8 protein-coding genes and 1 pseudogene are annotated in these 18,138 nt (G+C 48.0%); 4 read left to right on the top strand and 5 right to left on the bottom strand.

Annotated features, from left to right (window positions below; all coding sequences use genetic code 11):
• Positions 1-84: 84 nt before the first annotated feature.
• The gene (locus BRW83_RS03425) at positions 85-1,377 is read left to right on the top strand and encodes a replication-associated recombination protein A (RefSeq protein WP_005881520.1); all 1,293 of its coding nucleotides are present in this window, start codon (positions 85-87) and stop codon (positions 1,375-1,377) included.
• An 86-nt stretch (positions 1,378-1,463) separates the two neighbouring features.
• Here the strand turns inward: BRW83_RS03425 and BRW83_RS03420 are convergent, their stop codons facing one another.
• On the bottom strand, positions 1,464-6,791 hold the full coding sequence (locus BRW83_RS03420) for an autotransporter domain-containing protein (RefSeq protein ID WP_005881522.1): 5,328 nt from the start codon (positions 6,789-6,791) through the stop codon (positions 1,464-1,466).
• 485 nt (positions 6,792-7,276) lie between these two features.
• Here BRW83_RS03420 and BRW83_RS03410 point away from each other — a divergent pair, with 485 nt between their 5' ends.
• On the top strand, positions 7,277-7,642 hold the full coding sequence (locus BRW83_RS03410) for a helix-turn-helix domain-containing protein (protein ID WP_005881524.1): 366 nt from the start codon (positions 7,277-7,279) through the stop codon (positions 7,640-7,642).
• A gap of 197 nt (positions 7,643-7,839) precedes the next feature.
• Here the strand turns inward: BRW83_RS03410 and BRW83_RS03405 are convergent.
• Positions 7,840-8,440, bottom strand: a pseudogene (locus BRW83_RS03405) (GNAT family N-acetyltransferase).
• Between the two features lie 208 nt (positions 8,441-8,648).
• Between BRW83_RS03405 and BRW83_RS03400 the strand changes: the two are divergent.
• Positions 8,649-10,961 (top strand): sensor domain-containing diguanylate cyclase, encoded by a 2,313-nt coding sequence (locus BRW83_RS03400; RefSeq protein WP_005881528.1) that lies wholly within the window; start codon positions 8,649-8,651, stop codon positions 10,959-10,961.
• A 111-nt stretch (positions 10,962-11,072) separates the two neighbouring features.
• Here the strand turns inward: BRW83_RS03400 and gdhA are convergent, their stop codons facing one another.
• A complete protein-coding gene (gene gdhA, locus BRW83_RS03395) occupies positions 11,073-12,413 on the bottom strand; it encodes an NADP-specific glutamate dehydrogenase (protein ID WP_005881531.1) in 1,341 nt (446 codons plus the stop codon).
• A 311-nt stretch (positions 12,414-12,724) separates the two neighbouring features.
• On the opposite strand from gdhA, the gene serS reads away from it, so the two are divergent.
• On the top strand, positions 12,725-14,035 hold the full coding sequence (serS, locus tag BRW83_RS03390) for a serine--tRNA ligase (RefSeq protein WP_005881533.1): 1,311 nt from the start codon (positions 12,725-12,727) through the stop codon (positions 14,033-14,035).
• A gap of 412 nt (positions 14,036-14,447) precedes the next feature.
• Here the strand turns inward: serS and BRW83_RS03385 are convergent, their stop codons facing one another.
• Positions 14,448-15,458, bottom strand: a complete 1,011-nt coding sequence (locus tag BRW83_RS03385; RefSeq protein WP_005881535.1) for a porin — start codon at positions 15,456-15,458, stop codon at positions 14,448-14,450.
• A 218-nt stretch (positions 15,459-15,676) separates the two neighbouring features.
• Positions 15,677-17,371: a gamma-glutamyltransferase gene (gene ggt, locus BRW83_RS03380; protein WP_455566477.1), complete on the bottom strand. Its 1,695-nt coding sequence runs from the start codon at positions 17,369-17,371 to the stop codon at positions 15,677-15,679.
• Between the last annotated feature and the right edge of the window lie 767 nt (positions 17,372-18,138).

The following is an 18,138-nucleotide window of genomic DNA, read 5'->3' as shown; positions in this document are numbered from 1 at the left end:
AATAATCCGTCAATTTTGAAACCTTTTTGCAGGACAGGCGCTCTATCGGATAGACTTCTCTTTTTAAACCGGATTTCATCTTTTATGTCACAAGCTCCTCTGGCGGAACGCTTGCGTCCCAAAAACATAGACGAAGTTGTCGGGCAGCAGCACTTGCTGGGCCCCGGCAAACCCCTGCGCGTCGCTTTCGAATCGGGGGAACCGCATTCGATGATTTTATGGGGTCCGCCAGGTGTGGGCAAAACGACGCTGGCGCGACTGATGGCCGACGGTTTCAATGCCGAATTCATTGCCCTGTCCGCCGTTTTGTCAGGTGTAAAAGACATTCGTGACGCAGTGGAACACGCCAAAATTATCCGCTCCAATTCGGGCCGCAGAACGATCCTGTTCGTCGATGAAGTCCATCGCTTCAACAAAAGCCAGCAGGACGCTTTCCTCCCTCATGTGGAAAGCGGCCTGTTCACTTTTATCGGCGCCACGACGGAAAACCCGTCATTTGAAGTCAACAACGCCCTGCTGTCACGCGCGGCAGTGTATGTCCTGCAATCACTCGGCAACGACGATCTGAATACCCTGTTGACCCGTGCACTGGATGAAATCCTGACGGATTTGACACTATCCGGTGAAGCGCGTGACATGCTGGTGATGAGTGCCGACGGGGACGCCAGAAAACTGTTGAACAACCTTGAAATCACCGCTCAGGCGGCAACGACGAAAAAACAGGCTGTAATCGATGTGACGCTCTTGAAAGAGACACTGGGCGACGCCATGCGCCGTTTCGACAACAAGGGCGATCATTTTTACGACCAGATATCGGCCCTGCACAAGTCGGTACGCGGTTCCCATCCGGATGCTGCGCTGTACTGGTTCACCCGCATGCTCGACGGTGGTGTCGATCCCCGCTATCTGGCACGCCGGATCATTCGCATGGCATGGGAAGACATCGGGCTGGCTGATCCCAGAGCGGCGCAGATCGCCAACGAAGCCGCCCTGACGTATGAACGCCTCGGCAGTCCTGAAGGTGAACTGGCACTGGCGCAGGCTGTCATCTACATGGCCATCGCCGCCAAGAGCAATGCCGGATATATGGCTTACAACAAGGCCAGAGCCTTTGTGAAACAGGATACCAGCCGTGAAGTGCCCGTTCACTTGCGCAATGCTCCGACCAGATTGATGAAAGAACTCGGTTACGGACATGAATACCGGTATGCCCATGATGAACCGAACGCCTATGCCGCCGGAGAAACCTACTTGCCGGATGGCATGAAAGAACCGGGCTGGTACCAGCCCGTTCCAAGAGGACTGGAAATCAAAATAGGTGACAAGCTCGATTTTCTGGCTGAACTGGACAGACAGGCAGAAAAAAAGAAGAAATAGAAGATACATCAAAAAGGCATTTTCCACCCAGGAAAATGCCTTTCCGATCCCATTCAGGATATCACAACAGATTGCCAGCCATTCACCTAATCGAACTGATGACTGATATTGAGCATGGCACTTTTTGATTTTGCATCGTCGGATTTTTGATAACCGACTTTGAGGCCGAAACTGGTATTTCCTTTTTGTACTTCCAGTCCCAAAGCACCATTCCATGAAACACCATCCATCACTTCGGCCGAAGCAACATCACTAGATGAAACACCCGGTACGCTCACACGTGTCGAGGCATTCTTGTCTCCGGCAGTCGGAATGATGGAAATATCGAATTTCGGTTTGATTGTCCAGCCATTCTCTGCAACGTAATCCTTGCTCAAAGTGACCCCTAACGGAATCTGCCACAGATTTTGTGTATCTCCGCTGGTACGGAATACGGTTCCCGAGTTATTACGCGTATCGAATCCATCTGTTTTGACATTCAGGTAACGAACACCCACATGAGGCGTGATATCCAGAGATTGAGTCCTGAAACGGTATTCGCCCTTCAGACCGGCAGTCCAGACCTTGGTATCCACATCGGCACGCAAGGTTCCTCCCAAAGCCTCCGGCGCTGACTGTTTCAGTTCATTGTCTCCTTTCAGGTAACCGACATCGACAACAACATTGGTATTTTCATTATTCCATCCACCATAAATATTAAGACCATAAGTGTTGTAATCGTTTTTGGTGTGATTGAAATCACCTCTTGAGTGGCCATCACCTTTCCCGATACTTAACGCCACACCTGCACGGAGTCGTCCGTTATCGGCCACTTGCCAGGAATAGTCAGACCCGACCATGATGCCGCCAAAATCGTTTTCATAATTGGCGTTGAATCCTCCGGTCCTGATGCCACTGCTGTCAGTGTCACGATAGAGCATACTGGCCCACAAATCGGCACCTTCCCTGTGCAGTGATGGCGCACCCTTTTGACTGACGGTACTGTTTAACGACAAATGATCCCACAAGGTGTTGTTTACGGAGTCAGATGCCTGAATTGTCGTTCCCTGAACCCCGGCTGCAATAGCGATTTGTGCCGCGCCGTTGATCTGGCGAACCGCGTCGCCACGTGCAATGTAGCGTTCGTCGGCCGCTCTTGAGAGGAAAGCAATACCAGCATTGGCAGACCCGGTATTATTGATGCCTTTGCCATCACCATTGACACCCTGACCGTCAGCAGCCCAGATTTTATCCATGGCATTGCCCATCATCACACCCGGAAGAACATCTTGCGCACGATTGGCGGTCGCTTTGACACTGACTGTACCCCCGGCATTTTCAAGTTCCAGTTTCCCGATCATGACGTCGCTGGAAGTCAGATTGTTTCCTGTCCAGCCATTGGCATCGATGCTGGTAGCCCCATTGTCGAAGCCTTCGAGTATTTTCGTTTCAGAACCGGCTTTTACATTGGCAAGATGCAAAGCTGCCGAATCAGCTACTGTTGCGATACCACTGCCTGCACTGATAATGGCTGCCTGTGCATCCAGTTTTGCAGCATCGACAATCAAAAGTGAATTGGCAGCGAAACTGACCGTATTTGCATCTATCGATCCCGGTGCCCCCGTCAGGGAACCATCCACGACGATCGCCCCGTTTGCGCTGTCCAGTGTCATCGGTGCACGGACAGCGAGTGCTGCAGTGATTCCACTGGCCGACCAATCCTTTCCGCTATTGGCAAATTCGTCTCTGGACCAATCGGCAGAGGTATCACCCAATACCAGCAGGGAATTTTGTCCTGCCACCAGTTTGCCGTTCACCTCATTGTTATTGAAATTGACAACTGCGCTCGATGCACCGTCTATACCGACTCCGTCTTTCCAGGCCGGATCGAGAAACATCGTTGCGCCGTTCAGGTTGGCATTACCGATGACAATCGATCCTTGTGATTGATTATTGCCAACTGTGATTTGCACGTTGGAACCGGCCGTCAATTCTGCCACATTGGCTATTCCGTTAACCGCCATGGTGCTGTTGCCCAACAGATTGACTGTGTCTGCCAGCAATGCTGCATTCTGGCCTATACTGGCAACACCGGAGTCCTTGATCTCCAGCGATGCATTCAATGTAGCGCCACTGGCAATATTCAATTCACCACTGGTGGTAATACCTGCCTTTCCGCTTTCACCTGTCACAAGCTGATTGCCTCCGGCAATATTGACGACAGTATCGGCACCCGCATTGATCGTACCGCTTAACTGTCCATCCTTTTCCGTCACCGCACTTCCAAGATTCAGGCTGGTTCCGTTTCCTTGCAGTTCGACTGTCACGGCCTGTTGCTGACCGCCTGGGTCCTTGCTCTGTATCAATTCTCCGTCATTACCGGCCAGTGTCAGGGATTTACCATCGTTGACTGTAACAGATTGCGCATTGCCCATGTCAATCGAACCCAAGCCAAGGCTTCCATTGACTTCCAGACTATCTGGAGACGAGCCTGTACCAATAACCAGATTCTGATCTGTCTTGCCGGTCACTTCGTTCAGGACAACACCTGAGGGAACACCACTAATTGCAATTTCAGTCTGTTTTTCACCATTGACATTTACCATTGTCCCTGTCATTTCTATCTGTGATTTCGACTGGATTGAATCAGATACCGATTTGACATAATCCAGATTGTATTTGGCATCGGTCAGTGCAAGTGTACCGCCATTGTAAGAAACCGACACGTCGCCTCTCGAACTGCCAGCATCCTTGTTTGTCCCGGTTTCATCCAGTCCGGTTGTCATCACCTGACCTGAAGCCGTTTTCAAAATGCCTTTGTCGCTTAATGCAATAGTCGAACCTTGTTCGATTGTAGCCGTTTCAAGCGTGCCACCTGAAACATTGACCGTTCCCGCACCTTTGCTCATCACTGTATTCAGGATACCGCCCAGAATATTGACCGTGCCGCCATCACCGGAAATTCCACCTTCAAGCGTGGTTGTACCGTTCACGATGTTAAGGGTTCCCAGATTGAAAATATCATTGTTTTTCAGATTGTCACCGGTTCCTGCCGTATTGCCTGAAAAGTTATTGTTTCCGGATAAAGCCAGCGAGGTATTTGCCGAATTGTAAATCGCGCCTCCCGCCTCATCGGCATGGTTTCCGGTAAATGTCGAATCAGCAATTGCCATGGAAGCGTAATTATTGACCTTGTCGATCTGGCTGTCGTTATAAATCGCTCCGCCCTTTCGGCCAGCAGTATTGTCTGTGAATGTCGTCTGGACAATCGTGACGGCATTTGCATTTTCCAGACTGGTATAAAAACTGTTCCGGATGGCGCCGCCATTTTCTACGGCCTTGTTACCGGTAAAAGTGGAATCGGCGATACTCAGCCCGGCGCCTGAATTATTGGCGACATCCCCCTTGCGGGTATCGATGGCACCACCGCCGGATGTGTTGGATTCGTTGCCAATAAAAGTTGAAGATGAAATGACCGTCTGGCTTTCCGCCCCCAGAAAGAGCGCACCGCCACCATCGGAATCACCTTCAGCCTTATTACCGGTAAAAACAGAATCAGAGACAGAAAGGCCTTCCAGATTGATGATTGCCCCGGCAGCTCTCGCTTCATTATTGGTAAACGATGAGGAAACGATATTGACCTGACTACGCTGGACATTGTCAGCTTTCTGGTCATTATTGCGCAACTGCACAAAAACAGCCCCACCGCGATCGGCCTTGTTTGAACTGAAGTTGCTATCCGCGACATCGACTGTCACACCACTTGTCGAGAACGCTGCCCCACCGCCCCATTCATTCCCGTTGACACGTTCAGAGACATCATTGCCGATAAATGCCGTCCGGACAATTTCGGATGCCTGAACACCATTAACCGTATTTTCAATAAAGACTGCGCCTCCATTTGTTCCAAAATTACTGGCCGTTTTGCCAGCGGTCTTATTTGCGCTGAAAGTGGAATCCGAAATCCTGACACTGACATTTTTTGCACGGACAGCACCGCCGCTGCCATTTCCCGATACCTGATCATTACTATTCACCAGTCCGGAAATCGTACTGCCCGACATTTCCAATGTACCCCCGACTTTGTCATTTCCGTCCGAAACAACATTGATTGTGCCATGAGAAGACGTTTGTCCTGCGGGAGACAAACCGGACACACTCATCATTGCTCCGTTTGCAATCTGCACCTGAGCTGTCATCTCTTTTGAAAAATAACTGCCCTTGAGCGCCAGTTCTCCGCCATTGACCGTTGTCGTGTCGAAAGCTGCCCCGGAAAGATCGGAATTGATCTGGAACTTTCCAGCATCGACAGTCAACGCTCCGTAATAACGGCTCATGTCACCATTGACGACAACGGTTCCGGTTCCGGTTTTGACAAGGTCGTTATCATTGTCGGTCGGAATCATATGCGAACTGGCAATCGAGTCCATATTGCCTGTTGCGCCTGCTTCGCCAATCGTGAGCGTTTTTCCATCTGCAATATCGAAAGTCGCCTGTGCATTACGATCCAGAAACAGGAAACCACCTCCCGATTTCGTTTCATATCCATAGGTTTCGAAACTGGCGTCCGGAGTGGCAGTCACAACATTATTGCCGCTATAAGTCATGTCCCGGTTCACCCTGAATGTGACCAGTCCCTGAGTATTATTCGGATTGGATGAGCCAGACATCTGGGAATCGACATAAACGGCACCACCCGCAGCAAAACCGCCGTATCCCCCTGTGGTACTTTCTGCCACATTATTGTTGAATGCCGTATCGACGAAAGTTATCTCCGAACCTTTCACCATCACGGCAGCACCGATAGCGGCATTGACAGCCTCGGGAGCCAGGGAACCTGCAGGATTATTGTTCACTGTTGTTCCAGCCACGCTGATCCGGTTTCCGTCAAACACACCATTGGCGACAGTGGCTTTAGCCTGACTGTCGGCACCCAGTTCTGCCGTTTTATGCACGGCAAGTGCACCGCCCATATTCCACCCCTGTTGAGCCGCACTGGAGTTGTTTATGAACTGGACGTTCTCCAGTGTACTATCGACATTGTATGTCTGGAGACCTGCCGTCCCGCCACTTGATGAATTCACGTTTTGTCCGCCAAACGCCACGTTCTTCATCGCGAGGTTTCCCCCCCTGACACCTTTATAGTTTCCGTTTGCATTTTTTTCGGGCGCAACCAGCATGGTTTTACCAGCCAACGGATTTCCTGATTCACCAGTATATGTTTGAGTATCGCCTTGATTGATGACAACACTTCCTTCAGGTAATGAAGGGTTTTCCGCCATAACTGCCGACACGTTTCCCATCATCGCTGCCACTGCAACAATCAGAAGAACGCATTTCAGGCTTTTCGATTTGCCTCGAGTCAGCCGGTTCTCGTCGCAGACGATGTAGGTACCACGCACGTCACTCCATATCACCCTAAATACCTGATTCATACACTTCCTCCTAAAAATAACACGTCAATTTGCAAAAAATCCACTAAACGTCGTTCTGACTCTACGTTCATTTTTCGGGCATCTGCCAAATACGCTTTAAAGAAGGAACCAACTGTTTCTTTAATTTATCTGGCAATTAATCTTTTTATAATTAATGTCTTGTTGTTCTGTTTCGATAAGAAGCGACACAACTTCAGACCATGCAGGGAAACTCTTCTTTTCTCGAAATACATTCTTGATATTTTTGTTTCACCTTCACTTCTCATCGGAAACCATTCCGTAAAACCAAGCCTTTTGAAAGTTTTGCTTTTCTCGTCCATCGCACTTCTCCTGATTTCACTGGTCAAAACATTTATAAAGAAACGCGATCATCCAAATAATGAAAGAATGTCATGAAATTCAACTTAATGAGATGAATTTCAACTCAATAAGTACTTCATGTCAATATATGGATGCCCAACCATTCAGCATGAATGGAGGCTTTGATGCAAAAAAATAAAGAAAAAGCTATTGCCAAGGCGATTGGCAGGGCGATTGCAAAAAAACGAACTGAAAAAGGATTGACTCAGGAAGATGTTGCAGAAAAGTTGAATATCGGCAATGAAGCGGTTTCAAGGATAGAGCGGGGAACAGTCATTCCCAATGTTGTCAGGCTGGTTGAACTCGCTGAGATTTTCGAATGCGGAACAGATGAACTGCTGATTGAATCACGGCTGAGATCAATGGATCACGCAAAGTATTTATATGAATTGTTTGAACGATTGAATGAACAGGACAAAGCATTGTTGTTGCATTTGATGACAACCCTTGCCGAACGGCTCGGCCCGGATAATAGTTGTCCGATCTCGTGACATCGGACAAGAAAAAACGGATGTTCGAAAATCCGTGTCATCCCCAAAATCGGCGATCGCTGGAACCCTGTTTTCCAATATTGCGCAAGTTGTCTCATTCATTGAGTCATATTGATCGAATTGGAAATCAGGACTTCCGAAAAGGAGCCTCCTTCGCGATACGCTGATGAACATGCAGGGAATGGCTCGTCAAAATGCTAGCAACATTCTATCTTGCTCTGCAACAATACCTTCACCTTCGGCCATTCAAGATCGACAATACTGTAAATAACGCTATTGCGCTTCCGGACATCGGACATGATGCGTTCGTGCCGGATGATCCCTTCTTCCCGCGCTCCGATACGTAAAATCGCCGCTCTCGATTTTTCGTTGAGTTCATCGGTCATGAACTGGACACGAACCATGTTCATCACTTCAAACGCGTGCGTCAGCAGGAGGAATTTCGTTTCCGTATTGACGCTCGTTCGCTGTGCTGACTGTCCAAGCCAGGTATTCCCGATTTCAAGGGTTCGGTTGGAACGGTCGATTTTCCATAAGCGGGTTGTTCCGACAACTTTTCCGGTATCACGCCTTGTGATCGCGAATGGCATCATGGTTCCTGCCCGTCGACCTGCAAGCGCCGTGTCGATGCAGGAATCGATTTTTTTCGTCCGGGACCAACGTCCATTTGTTATTCCATAACTGGCCATCTTCCGCGGCCCGCAGTAATGGTGCGGCATGCTCCCGTTGAAGCGGCTGAAGTTCAACATGCTTTGATATCAGGGTCGGCTGGACATCAAAGGAATCATTCCGGTTCATATAAATCTGCCAATAACAATTCAAGAGAAAACGCAGTTCTTCGCCATGATATTGCCAACACGGCCGTACGATGTCCAGCTCCTTTCCGACCTGATTCTGAACAAACAAAAAATATTTCCATAAGGCATTAATCCTGAATCAGGATATACAATATCGTTCAATAAATTTGAGCGATGCAAAATTTCGTCTTTAAACGACTGGATTCATTTTGAGAAAACACTCACTCCTAAAAACCAATATTCTGGTCTGTACGATTATTCTGATTGGCTTTTTCATTACTGCCATTGTCAGCTATCGCTCCAATATCGGCGTTTTCGAAAAGGATGTCGAGCATGTATCGACTCTGGCGACAGAAGGCATCAATTCCCAAATCGAATCGATTTTCTCACGTCCTGTCAGCGTTTCTCTGACGATGGCCAACGATCACCTGCTGAAAAGCTTTCTGACCGAGGAAATAAAACACCCCGGCAACCGGGCTTACATTACAAAAATGCAAGCTTATCTGGACGCATATCGAAAGAAATACAACTACGACTCAGTTTTTCTCGTTTCGACCAGGACACGTCATTACTATCATTTCAGCGGGCTTAACCGGACGCTTTATGAAGGCCATCCTGAAAATGTCTGGTACTACAATTTCCTCAAAAACGATGAGGAATACTCACTGAACATCGATAATGACGAGGCGACCGACGACAGCATCACCGTTTTCGTCAATTGCAAAATCCGGGATGCCAACGGCTTCATTTTGGGTGTCGTCGGCGTCGGTTTCAAAGTCGATTCATTGCAAAAGCTGTTGCATAACTATGATGAACAATTCAACGTTGAAGCTACCCTGATCAACGAAAAAGGATACATTGAAGTCTCATCTCTGAAAAACGGCCATGAGCCCGTCAATTTCTTTGCAGGCGACGCTCTTGCGAAATTTAAGGAACGTATCCTTGAAACAAGCGAAAAACCGCAGACGTTCTGGTATTCCCATGACAATCGTGATGGGTATGTCGTCACCCAGTATATTCCCGAACTGAAGTGGCATCTGGTCGTTGAAAACGACGTATCCGCTATCAGGAGCAAATTCCGTGAACAGATTGCATGGGGATTTTTTATCATTTGCGGTGTGATCGCTCTTGTCTTGTTTGCCATTACCAGTCTGATCAAGAAGTACAATGCCCAGATCGTCAAGCTGACCGTATCGCAGGAAACGGAATATCACCGCCTGCTTCATAACGCTACAGAAGAACTCTACGAAAATATTTATGAAATGGATATCTCCCGCAACCGGGCCGGTGGGGAAACGACACGACGCTATTTTGAAAGCCTTGGTATCGGTGCAGACGGTTCTTACAATCAGGCACTTGAAGCCTTCAGCAGGAAAATCAGGGAAGAGTACGTTGAGGGCTATCTGGACACGTTCCATTCCACTCATGTTCTTGACGCTTTTGAAAAAGGTATACACAACCTGAGCTATGACTTTTTGTGTACTGATGATGGAAGCAATTATCACTGGATGAGAATCAGCGCCCAGATTTTCTTCTGGCATTCCGATCAATCAGTCCGGATGATCACTTATCGCAAAAATATCGACACCGAGAAAAGACGCGAGCTTGGATTGCTGGAAGAAACGCTTAAAGATTCGATGACCGGTCTTTACAACAAGCGTGCAACGGAACAACTGATTGCAGAAGAAATTGAAAACGGCAAGGGCACAGATAGAAAACACGCTTATCTTATTATTGATATCGACCGTTTCAAAACAATCAATGACCAGTATGGACATGCTTTCGGTGACGAGATCATTTCCGAATTCACTGCCGAACTGAAATCGCAGTTCCGCAATGACGATATTGTCGGAAGAATCGGCGGAGATGAATTTGCCGTCCTGATGAAAAATGTCGACCAGACTGACAACATTCGTGAAAAACTGGATCGGATCTGCGCGAAATTTGCCAGAAAAGAGTTCGGCAAAAACCGGAAATTCCATTTGACGGCCAGTATCGGCACCGCTCTCTTTCCAGAACAGGGAACGTCATACCGGGAACTCTACGAAAAAGCCGATCAGGCACTCTACTTTTCGAAAACCCATGGGCGGGGCCGTTTTACCATATTCGGAGAAGAAGTATCGGTGTCCGATACTTCACGAATCGACCAGCGCGATATGGAAGCGCTTTTGCATAATGCAACCGATGGCATTGCCAAACTGGCCTGTATCGACAATCTGAGTCTTCTTTATTTCAACGACAAGTTCGCAGAATTGACTGGTGCACCCGACAAGATGTTGTCGTCATTGCATTTCAGCGGATGGTCGCTGATCCATCCTGACGACAAGGAAAAAGTTCAACAGGCGATCGTTCGCGCGATGCCGGAAAAAACGCCATTTACCCTTTTCATACGGCTTCGGCACTATCCGGACGGCCACAGCATTCCGGTGCGCATAAGTGGCTGGTTTGCCGATGAGCTGTATGAAAACCGTTATCCTCTTTTCTATACCGTCGTCACCGACCTGTCGGATGTAAAATCGTAAACCGGGCAACAGGGACGAAACGTTCAGGCCGGGCAACCGCCCGGTTTGCGCCAATAAAAAAAGGACCCGGATCCTTTTTGTCCCGGGTCCCCTTGTTCAGGTGAATTTGGATTAAATGACACCTTGTCCAAGCATTGCATCCGCAACCTTGACGAAACCGGCGATGTTGGCGCCGCTGATGTAGCTGACCGATCCGTCAGCACGTTTACCGTATTTGACACATGCATTGTGAATATTCTTCATAATTTCGTTCAAATGCCGATCTACTTCTTCGCGTGACCACGACAGACGCAGTGCGTTTTGCGACATTTCCAGACCTGAAGTTGCCACACCACCTGCATTGCTTGCCTTGCCGGGAGCGTACAGGACTCGTGCTTCTTCAAACAGTTTGGCTGCCTCTATCGTCGAAGGCATGTTGGCGCCTTCCGCGACACAAATGACACCGTTTTTGATCAGTGCTCTGGCATCGTCACCGTCCAGTTCATTTTGCGTTGCGCATGGCAATGCAACATCAACCTTGACGTTCCACGGTCTGGCGTTAGCAATGAATTTCGCACCGACTTCTTCAGCGTACTCGCTGCAGCGGCCGTAACGTACATTCTTGATTTCCATGAGTTTTGCCAGTTTTTCAGGAGTGAAACCCGCTTCATCGACAACCGTGCCGCCCGAATCGGAAACCGTAATAACCTTGGCACCCAATTCCATGGCTTTTTCGACAGCGTACTGTGCAACGTTACCAGAACCTGAAACGGAAACACGCATTCCCTTCAGATCCTTGCCGACCGTTTTCAGCATTTCTTCCACGAAATAAACGGTACCGTAACCGGTTGCTTCAGGACGGATCAGGGAACCGCCGAAAGACAGGCCTTTACCAGTGAAAACACAATCAGTACGATTTGCGATTTTCTTGTACATGCCAACCATGTAACCGACTTCACGACCACCTACGCCGATATCACCGGCAGGAACGTCCGTATCGGAACCGATATGTCTGTACAGTTCGGAAATGAAAGCCTGGCAGAAACGCATGATTTCGTTTTCGCTCTTGCCCTTCGGATCGAAATCCGAACCGCCTTTGCCTGCACCCATTGGCAATGTCGTCAGTGCATTTTTGAATGTCTGTTCGAATGCCAGAAATTTCAGGATGGACAGATTGACGGATGGATGGAAACGCAAACCACCCTTGTATGGTCCGATCATGGAACTGTGCTGAATACGATAACCGCGATTGACCTGCACTTCGCCATTGTCGTCTACCCAAGACACACGGAACTGAATGATACGTTCCGGCTCAACCAGACGTTCAAGCAGTTTTTTGTCCGCATATTTTGGATTCTGTTCAATGAACGGCCACAGACTTTCCATTACTTCTGTGACTGCCTGATGAAATTCAGGCTGATGAGGGTCACGATGCCTTACACCCTCTAAAAACGCTTCAAGAGTTTGTTTCATTGAAACATCCAATCTAAAAAAAATATCAAAACAATGCACGGTTTTGGACATCCCCGGACAACTGATGGGAATACCACCCCGCGCCTTCCCCATTAAGGGGCATTAATTATTGCAAGATAATGATCGCAAGTAAATGTTCTAGGGCGCCAGAAGTATCAAAAAATTCAATTTTTTCCAGTATCGGGAAACCGGTTTTTCCGGCAATTAATAACTGATAAACATGTAATGATGGTTTTTCGGCCGGCTATTTAATTTTTCCAAACAACTCACAAGTTGTTACAATGTCTTTTTCGTAACTAATGTTTCCTACCATGATCGATATTCAGCTCCTTCGCAAGGACATCGATGCTGTTGCAGCAAGGCTCAAAACGCGCAAATTCGAACTAGACGTCAATGCATTCAATGTACTCGAATCGGAACGTCGCCAGCTTCAGACACAAACCGAAGAAATGCAGGCGCGCCGCAATTCCCTTTCCAAACAGATCGGTATTTTAAAAGGCAAAAAAGAAGATGCTTCCGCTGTCATGGCCGAAGTCAGTGGCATTGGCGACCAGCTCAAGGCAAATGAAGTCGCTCTCGCCGAATTGCAGGCGAAACTCTCGGAATTCATGCTTTCCATTCCCAATGTTCCGCATGAGTCCGTTCCTGTAGGGCAAGACGAATCGGCCAATGTCGAGGTACGCCGCGTCGGAACGCCTCGTGAATTCGATTTTGAAGTCAAGGACCATGTCGATGTCGGAACCCCTCTCGGACTGGACTTCGAGACGGCCACCAAACTGACCGGCGCCCGTTTCTGCCTCATGCGTGGCAACATGGCCCGCCTGCACAGGGCGCTTGCCCAGTTCATGCTGGATTTGCAAACGACCGAACATGGTTATACCGAATGCTACACGCCATATATGGCGAATGCCGACAGCCTGTACGGTACAGGCCAGTTACCCAAATTTGCGGAAGACCTCTTTGCCGCCAGGAAAGGCGGACAGGAAGGCGAAGGGGAAAATCTCTATCTTATCCCGACTGCTGAAGTGACACTGACCAATACCGTTCGCGGTGAAATCCTTTCAGCCGAACAACTTCCTGTCAAACTGACTGCTCACACACCGTGTTTCCGTTCCGAAGCGGGCAGCTATGGTCGTGATACCCGTGGCATGATCCGCCAGCACCAGTTCGACAAAGTCGAAATGGTTCAGGTCGTTCATCCGGAGAAATCATACGAAGCGCTTGAAGAAATGGTCAAAAACGCCGGTCGTGTGCTGGAAAAACTGGGCCTGCCATACCGCGTCGTATCCCTGTCAACTGGCGACATGGGTTTTTCAGCTGCAAAAACATACGATCTGGAAGTCTGGCTGCCAGCACAAAACACCTATCGTGAAATTTCGTCCGTTTCGAACTGCGAAGCCTTTCAGGCACGCCGCATGCAGGCCCGCTTCCGAAACGACAAAGGTCGTCCGGAACTGGTCCATACCTTAAACGGTTCAGGACTGGCCGTCGGCAGAACGCTTGTCGCATTGCTGGAAAACTTCCAGCAGGCTGATGGCAGTGTCACGATTCCGACTGCTCTCCAACCGTATATGGGCGGGTTGACGCGACTGACACCACCAGCTCCGGTTGCCAAAAAATAAGCTTCTTTTTTAATAAAAAACCGGTTGTATTCACAACCGGTTTTTTTATACTTTCCTTCGGAACTTGAATGAAAAAGTCGCCATACCTGATTGCCTGATTTTCGCAAGCCTGACTTAACCTGAAATATATATTTTTACATATCGAACCCGGACCTCCATCAAATGATCTTTCATCCATAACCCTGTTTAAGACGCTATCTGAAGCTGATGTGCCAAATACGCGAATTCTGATTGTGACGTCGACATCGCCGTGTGATGGAACAACAGACAGATCCGGTTCCGGTTTTATTGTCTGGTCATTAAAAAACGGCGCATTTTTCAATGCGCCGCCAAAGGAAAGGATATTTACGATGAACTTGCTTTTCCAGTGATATCAGGCAAATATCATCGATTGAAACACGGACTATCTGGCCTAGAAGCGATATGTCATGCCAACTGCATACGCCATTGAAGATTTTGCGTAATCCGGGTAAGCGCCTCTCAAGGCTTTCGTCAGCTGATAACTGTCATAATCCGTATAGGAAATGTTTCCGTATATGCTGACTGTTTTGGACAATTTATAGTCATAACCCAGTGCATATTTCATGACGGCATTGTCATCATTGCCGACAGTAACATTGTTTTTCAGTTTGCTGTATTCAACAAGTCCCAATACCGTTCCCGGCCCGACATTCCATTTCAGTGCAACAAAAGCCGTATCCTGTTTTCCGGCGTTCGTTAAGGCTTTTCCCAACAACCAGCCTTTATTATCCGTTTTTTCATACGCGACTGAGACCAGCGCCGGCCCGAATTTATAGGAAGCGCCAAGATTCCAGATATAAGAATTGTCAGAATCGGCCTGTCGTGCCCAGCTTGCCTGCAAAAGTACCGGCATCACATCATACTTGACGCCGACACCATAACCGTCATTGTCAGTTCCGGTATCTGTCTTGGTACTCAGCGAATAACGGACAGACACGTTAACCCCTTTCATGCTGGGGCTGTCGTAGCGTATCGTATTGCCAATACGGATGGCACGCTGCGTACTCCAGATCATGGAGCCGACACCGTTCTGGAAGAAGGGGTCCAAAGACTGGATATATTCATTGGAAATTTCATTCATCCGCCCCATACGAACTTTCCCCCATTTTTCGCTTGCCAAGCCTACGTTGGCAGCGCCTTCCCAATCCAGATCCGTTGCAGACGTCCCGTCATTAAGGTTAAAACGCCTTTCCAGCTGAAAAGTAGCGGCAAGACCGCTTCCCAAATCTTCCGTTCCAGTAAAGCCAATACGGTTATTGGTATTTTCTCCCATTTTCCAGTCTGCATCAGTCTGTTTGATGAAGCCGGTATCCACAATACCGTAAATCTTGACGTTCGTCTGTGCATGAGCGATTCCTGAAAGAGTGCCCAGAACCGCTAAAGAAATTATGGTTTTTTTCATAATCTTTCTCCATATCAAGGAGAATCAGCCTCGGCACAACAATCGCGACCATGACACATTCATACAATGAACCGGGTCCCGATTTTTGCCGTTGAAAATTCTTTTGATAGACCTGTTACCAATGGTTCAGAAAAAACGGCATACTTTCATCGAGGAAGTATGCCGTTCTTTTTCTACCCATAGATAGTCAGAAAAGTGTTCAGATCATTTTCTGCATATCAATAGCCGACTGCCAATCCATCACCACGAGGATCCGTGGCGCTATACCTCAGATTGGTAGCTGGATCGATAAGAATGGCACCTGCGTGTCCCATGCTGTCGGTAAAGTCGTCCAGTTTGGCAACCGGATGGCCCCGTTTTTTCAGCTCATCCAGAACACTTTGGGAAATGCGGCCTTCCATCTTCAGATCGTTGGAAGCTGCGCCCCATGTCCTGCCGTGCAACCACCGGGGAGCGGCAACCGCATCCTGGGGGAACATACCGAAATCGACGATACGTGTTGCAATCGCCGCCTGGGTCTGTGGCTGTCCTTCACCGCCCATCGTGCCGTAAACCAGATACGGTTTTTTGTCTTTCAGGAGCATCGCGGCATTCAGGGTATGGAAGGTACGTTTTCTAGGTTCCAGACGATTGACGTTTGACGGATCAAGCGAGAAGAAGCTGCCACGATTTTGTAAAAGAACACCGGTACCCGGCGGAACGATACCGGACCCGAAATCGTGATAGATACTCTGGATCAATGAAACGGCATTACCGTCTTTATCGACGACGCCGATCCAGACTGTATCGCCTTTTGGATCGAGTGGTTTCAGGTCTTTGGCAGCCATATCCATCTTGATGCGGGCAGCCTGTTCCTTGCCATGCTGCTTGGAAAGCAGATAATCCAGAGGGATCTTGTTGAAATCAGGATCGGTCAGATATTTATCGCGATCGACAAACGCTTCCTTGGTCGCTTCGACGAGAACGTGATAGTAATCGGCAGAACCTTCGCCCAGTTTCTTGACATCGATATTGTTCAGGATATTGAGAATTTCAAGCGATGCCATGCCCTGAGTGTTAGGAGGCAGGTTGTAGGCGGTAAAGCCGCGATAATCGACGGTCAGAGGTTTGACCCAATCTGCTTTATGATCGGCAAAATCCTTTAACGTAAGAACGCCACCATGTTTTTGCAAGTCAGCCACAATTTTTTTGGCAATGGACCCACGGTAAAAAACTTCAGCTCCGTCTTTGGCAATCAGTTTGTAAGTATTGGCCAGCTGCGGCAATTTCATGACTTCGCCGACTTTATAAGCCGAACCGTCCGGTTTCAGATACATTTGTCTGAAGCCGTCGAAACGCTGCATGTTGCGGAATTCGGAATCTTTCGGATCGACATTGATTTCCTGCCAGCGATGCAGGGAAGTCGTTACCGGAAAACCGTCTTGCGCATACAGTATCGCGCTATTGAACAGATCCTTCCATGGCAGCCCCTTGTTGCTCATGTTGGCGCGGGAATACTTGTGAGCGGCATCCCATCCCGAAACAGTACCCGGCACGGTATTGGCCGCCAGATAACCTCTTGATGGAATTTTGTCGTATCCCTTGCTTTTGTAAAACTCGATGGTCGCTTTTTCACCGGAACGTCCACTCGCATTCAAGGCTTTGACTTCTTTGGTTTTGGCATTGTAAATAAGCCAGAAATTGTCACCGCCCAAAGTCGTCATCTGCGGATAGACGACATTCATTGTGGATGCCACAGCAATGGCCGCGTCAACCGCATTACCGCCATTTTGCAGAACTTCCAGACCGGCCACTGAAGCCAGATAGTTTGGAGATGTCACTGCACCATATTTGGTGATGGGATTGGTACAACGTGAAGGAGTGTCACAATATTTACCGGGAGATTTTTCCGCTGAAACGGAACCTGCTGCCATTAACATAGTTAAAGCCACCGCTGAGAGAGTTAAAGTTGAAGAACATTTTCGCATAATCAGACCTTTCATGATAAGACTCAAGACAGGAAATAAGCCAATTTCTTTTGGAAATTCAAATGGCGCGACTACTTGCCTGCAAAATACATGCCAGCAATACTTCTGATGTGCGGTTACGTTGATCACGATACCGGGTTCAACTTTAACCCAAATATTTGGCATACAAACTATTTATTTGTACGCATGATAAAAAACACACAGATATTTATAATTGGCTTCTGGTTTTTGCCCAAAGTGAGTTATATTGCTGAGTTAACGAAATGAGGAAATTTCAATTTCAAAAACGTTTATTTCCCGACAGAAACTAAACAAAATCAATCTCTTGCAAAAACAATCGGCACATAACAAGCCAATAAGGATGTCAGTTTGTTTTCAGTTTTTCCCTTCGTGCAAAATCCATGGCCCTCTTCAATATCGCTTCGGGCAATTCATGTGATGCCATCATGAAAGTCATGTTTTTGAATAAAATGTATGACCATGTTTCTCGTGGCCGGACTTTTGTTTTCGTGATATCCGTCTGATGAACAAACCGCCCAATTTCAGGATTTGAATTCAAAAAAACAGCTCCCTGAAAGTATCCTGACCTTCGAAAGACTTCATAAAACACAGAAATTCAGGCCACTTTTTTGCGTATCGCCGTCTCTTGAGATAGGATTGCAGGGTTTTTAAAAATATCGGACGTTGTTCTATAAAAATCGGTCAGTCGATTT

It is taken from the genome of Oxalobacter formigenes (assembly GCF_002127965.1).
Lineage (GTDB): Bacteria > Pseudomonadota > Gammaproteobacteria > Burkholderiales > Burkholderiaceae_D > Oxalobacter > Oxalobacter formigenes.
The sequence above is the reverse complement of the archived record's forward strand: the minus strand, read 5'-3'. Positions and strand labels throughout refer to the sequence as shown.

Coding starts and splice junctions, on each gene's coding strand:
- BRW83_RS03425 (WP_005881520.1), top strand. CDS start 85: ATGTCACAAGCTCCTCTGGCGGAACGCTTGCGTCCCAAAAACATAGAC.
- BRW83_RS03420 (WP_005881522.1), bottom strand. CDS start 6,791: ATGAATCAGGTATTTAGGGTGATATGGAGTGACGTGCGTGGTACCTAC.
- BRW83_RS03410 (WP_005881524.1), top strand. CDS start 7,277: ATGCAAAAAAATAAAGAAAAAGCTATTGCCAAGGCGATTGGCAGGGCG.
- gdhA (WP_005881531.1), bottom strand. CDS start 12,413: ATGAAACAAACTCTTGAAGCGTTTTTAGAGGGTGTAAGGCATCGTGAC.
- serS (WP_005881533.1), top strand. CDS start 12,725: ATGATCGATATTCAGCTCCTTCGCAAGGACATCGATGCTGTTGCAGCA.
- BRW83_RS03385 (WP_005881535.1), bottom strand. CDS start 15,458: ATGAAAAAAACCATAATTTCTTTAGCGGTTCTGGGCACTCTTTCAGGA.
- ggt (WP_455566477.1), bottom strand. CDS start 17,371: ATGGCAGCAGGTTCCGTTTCAGCGGAAAAATCTCCCGGTAAATATTGT.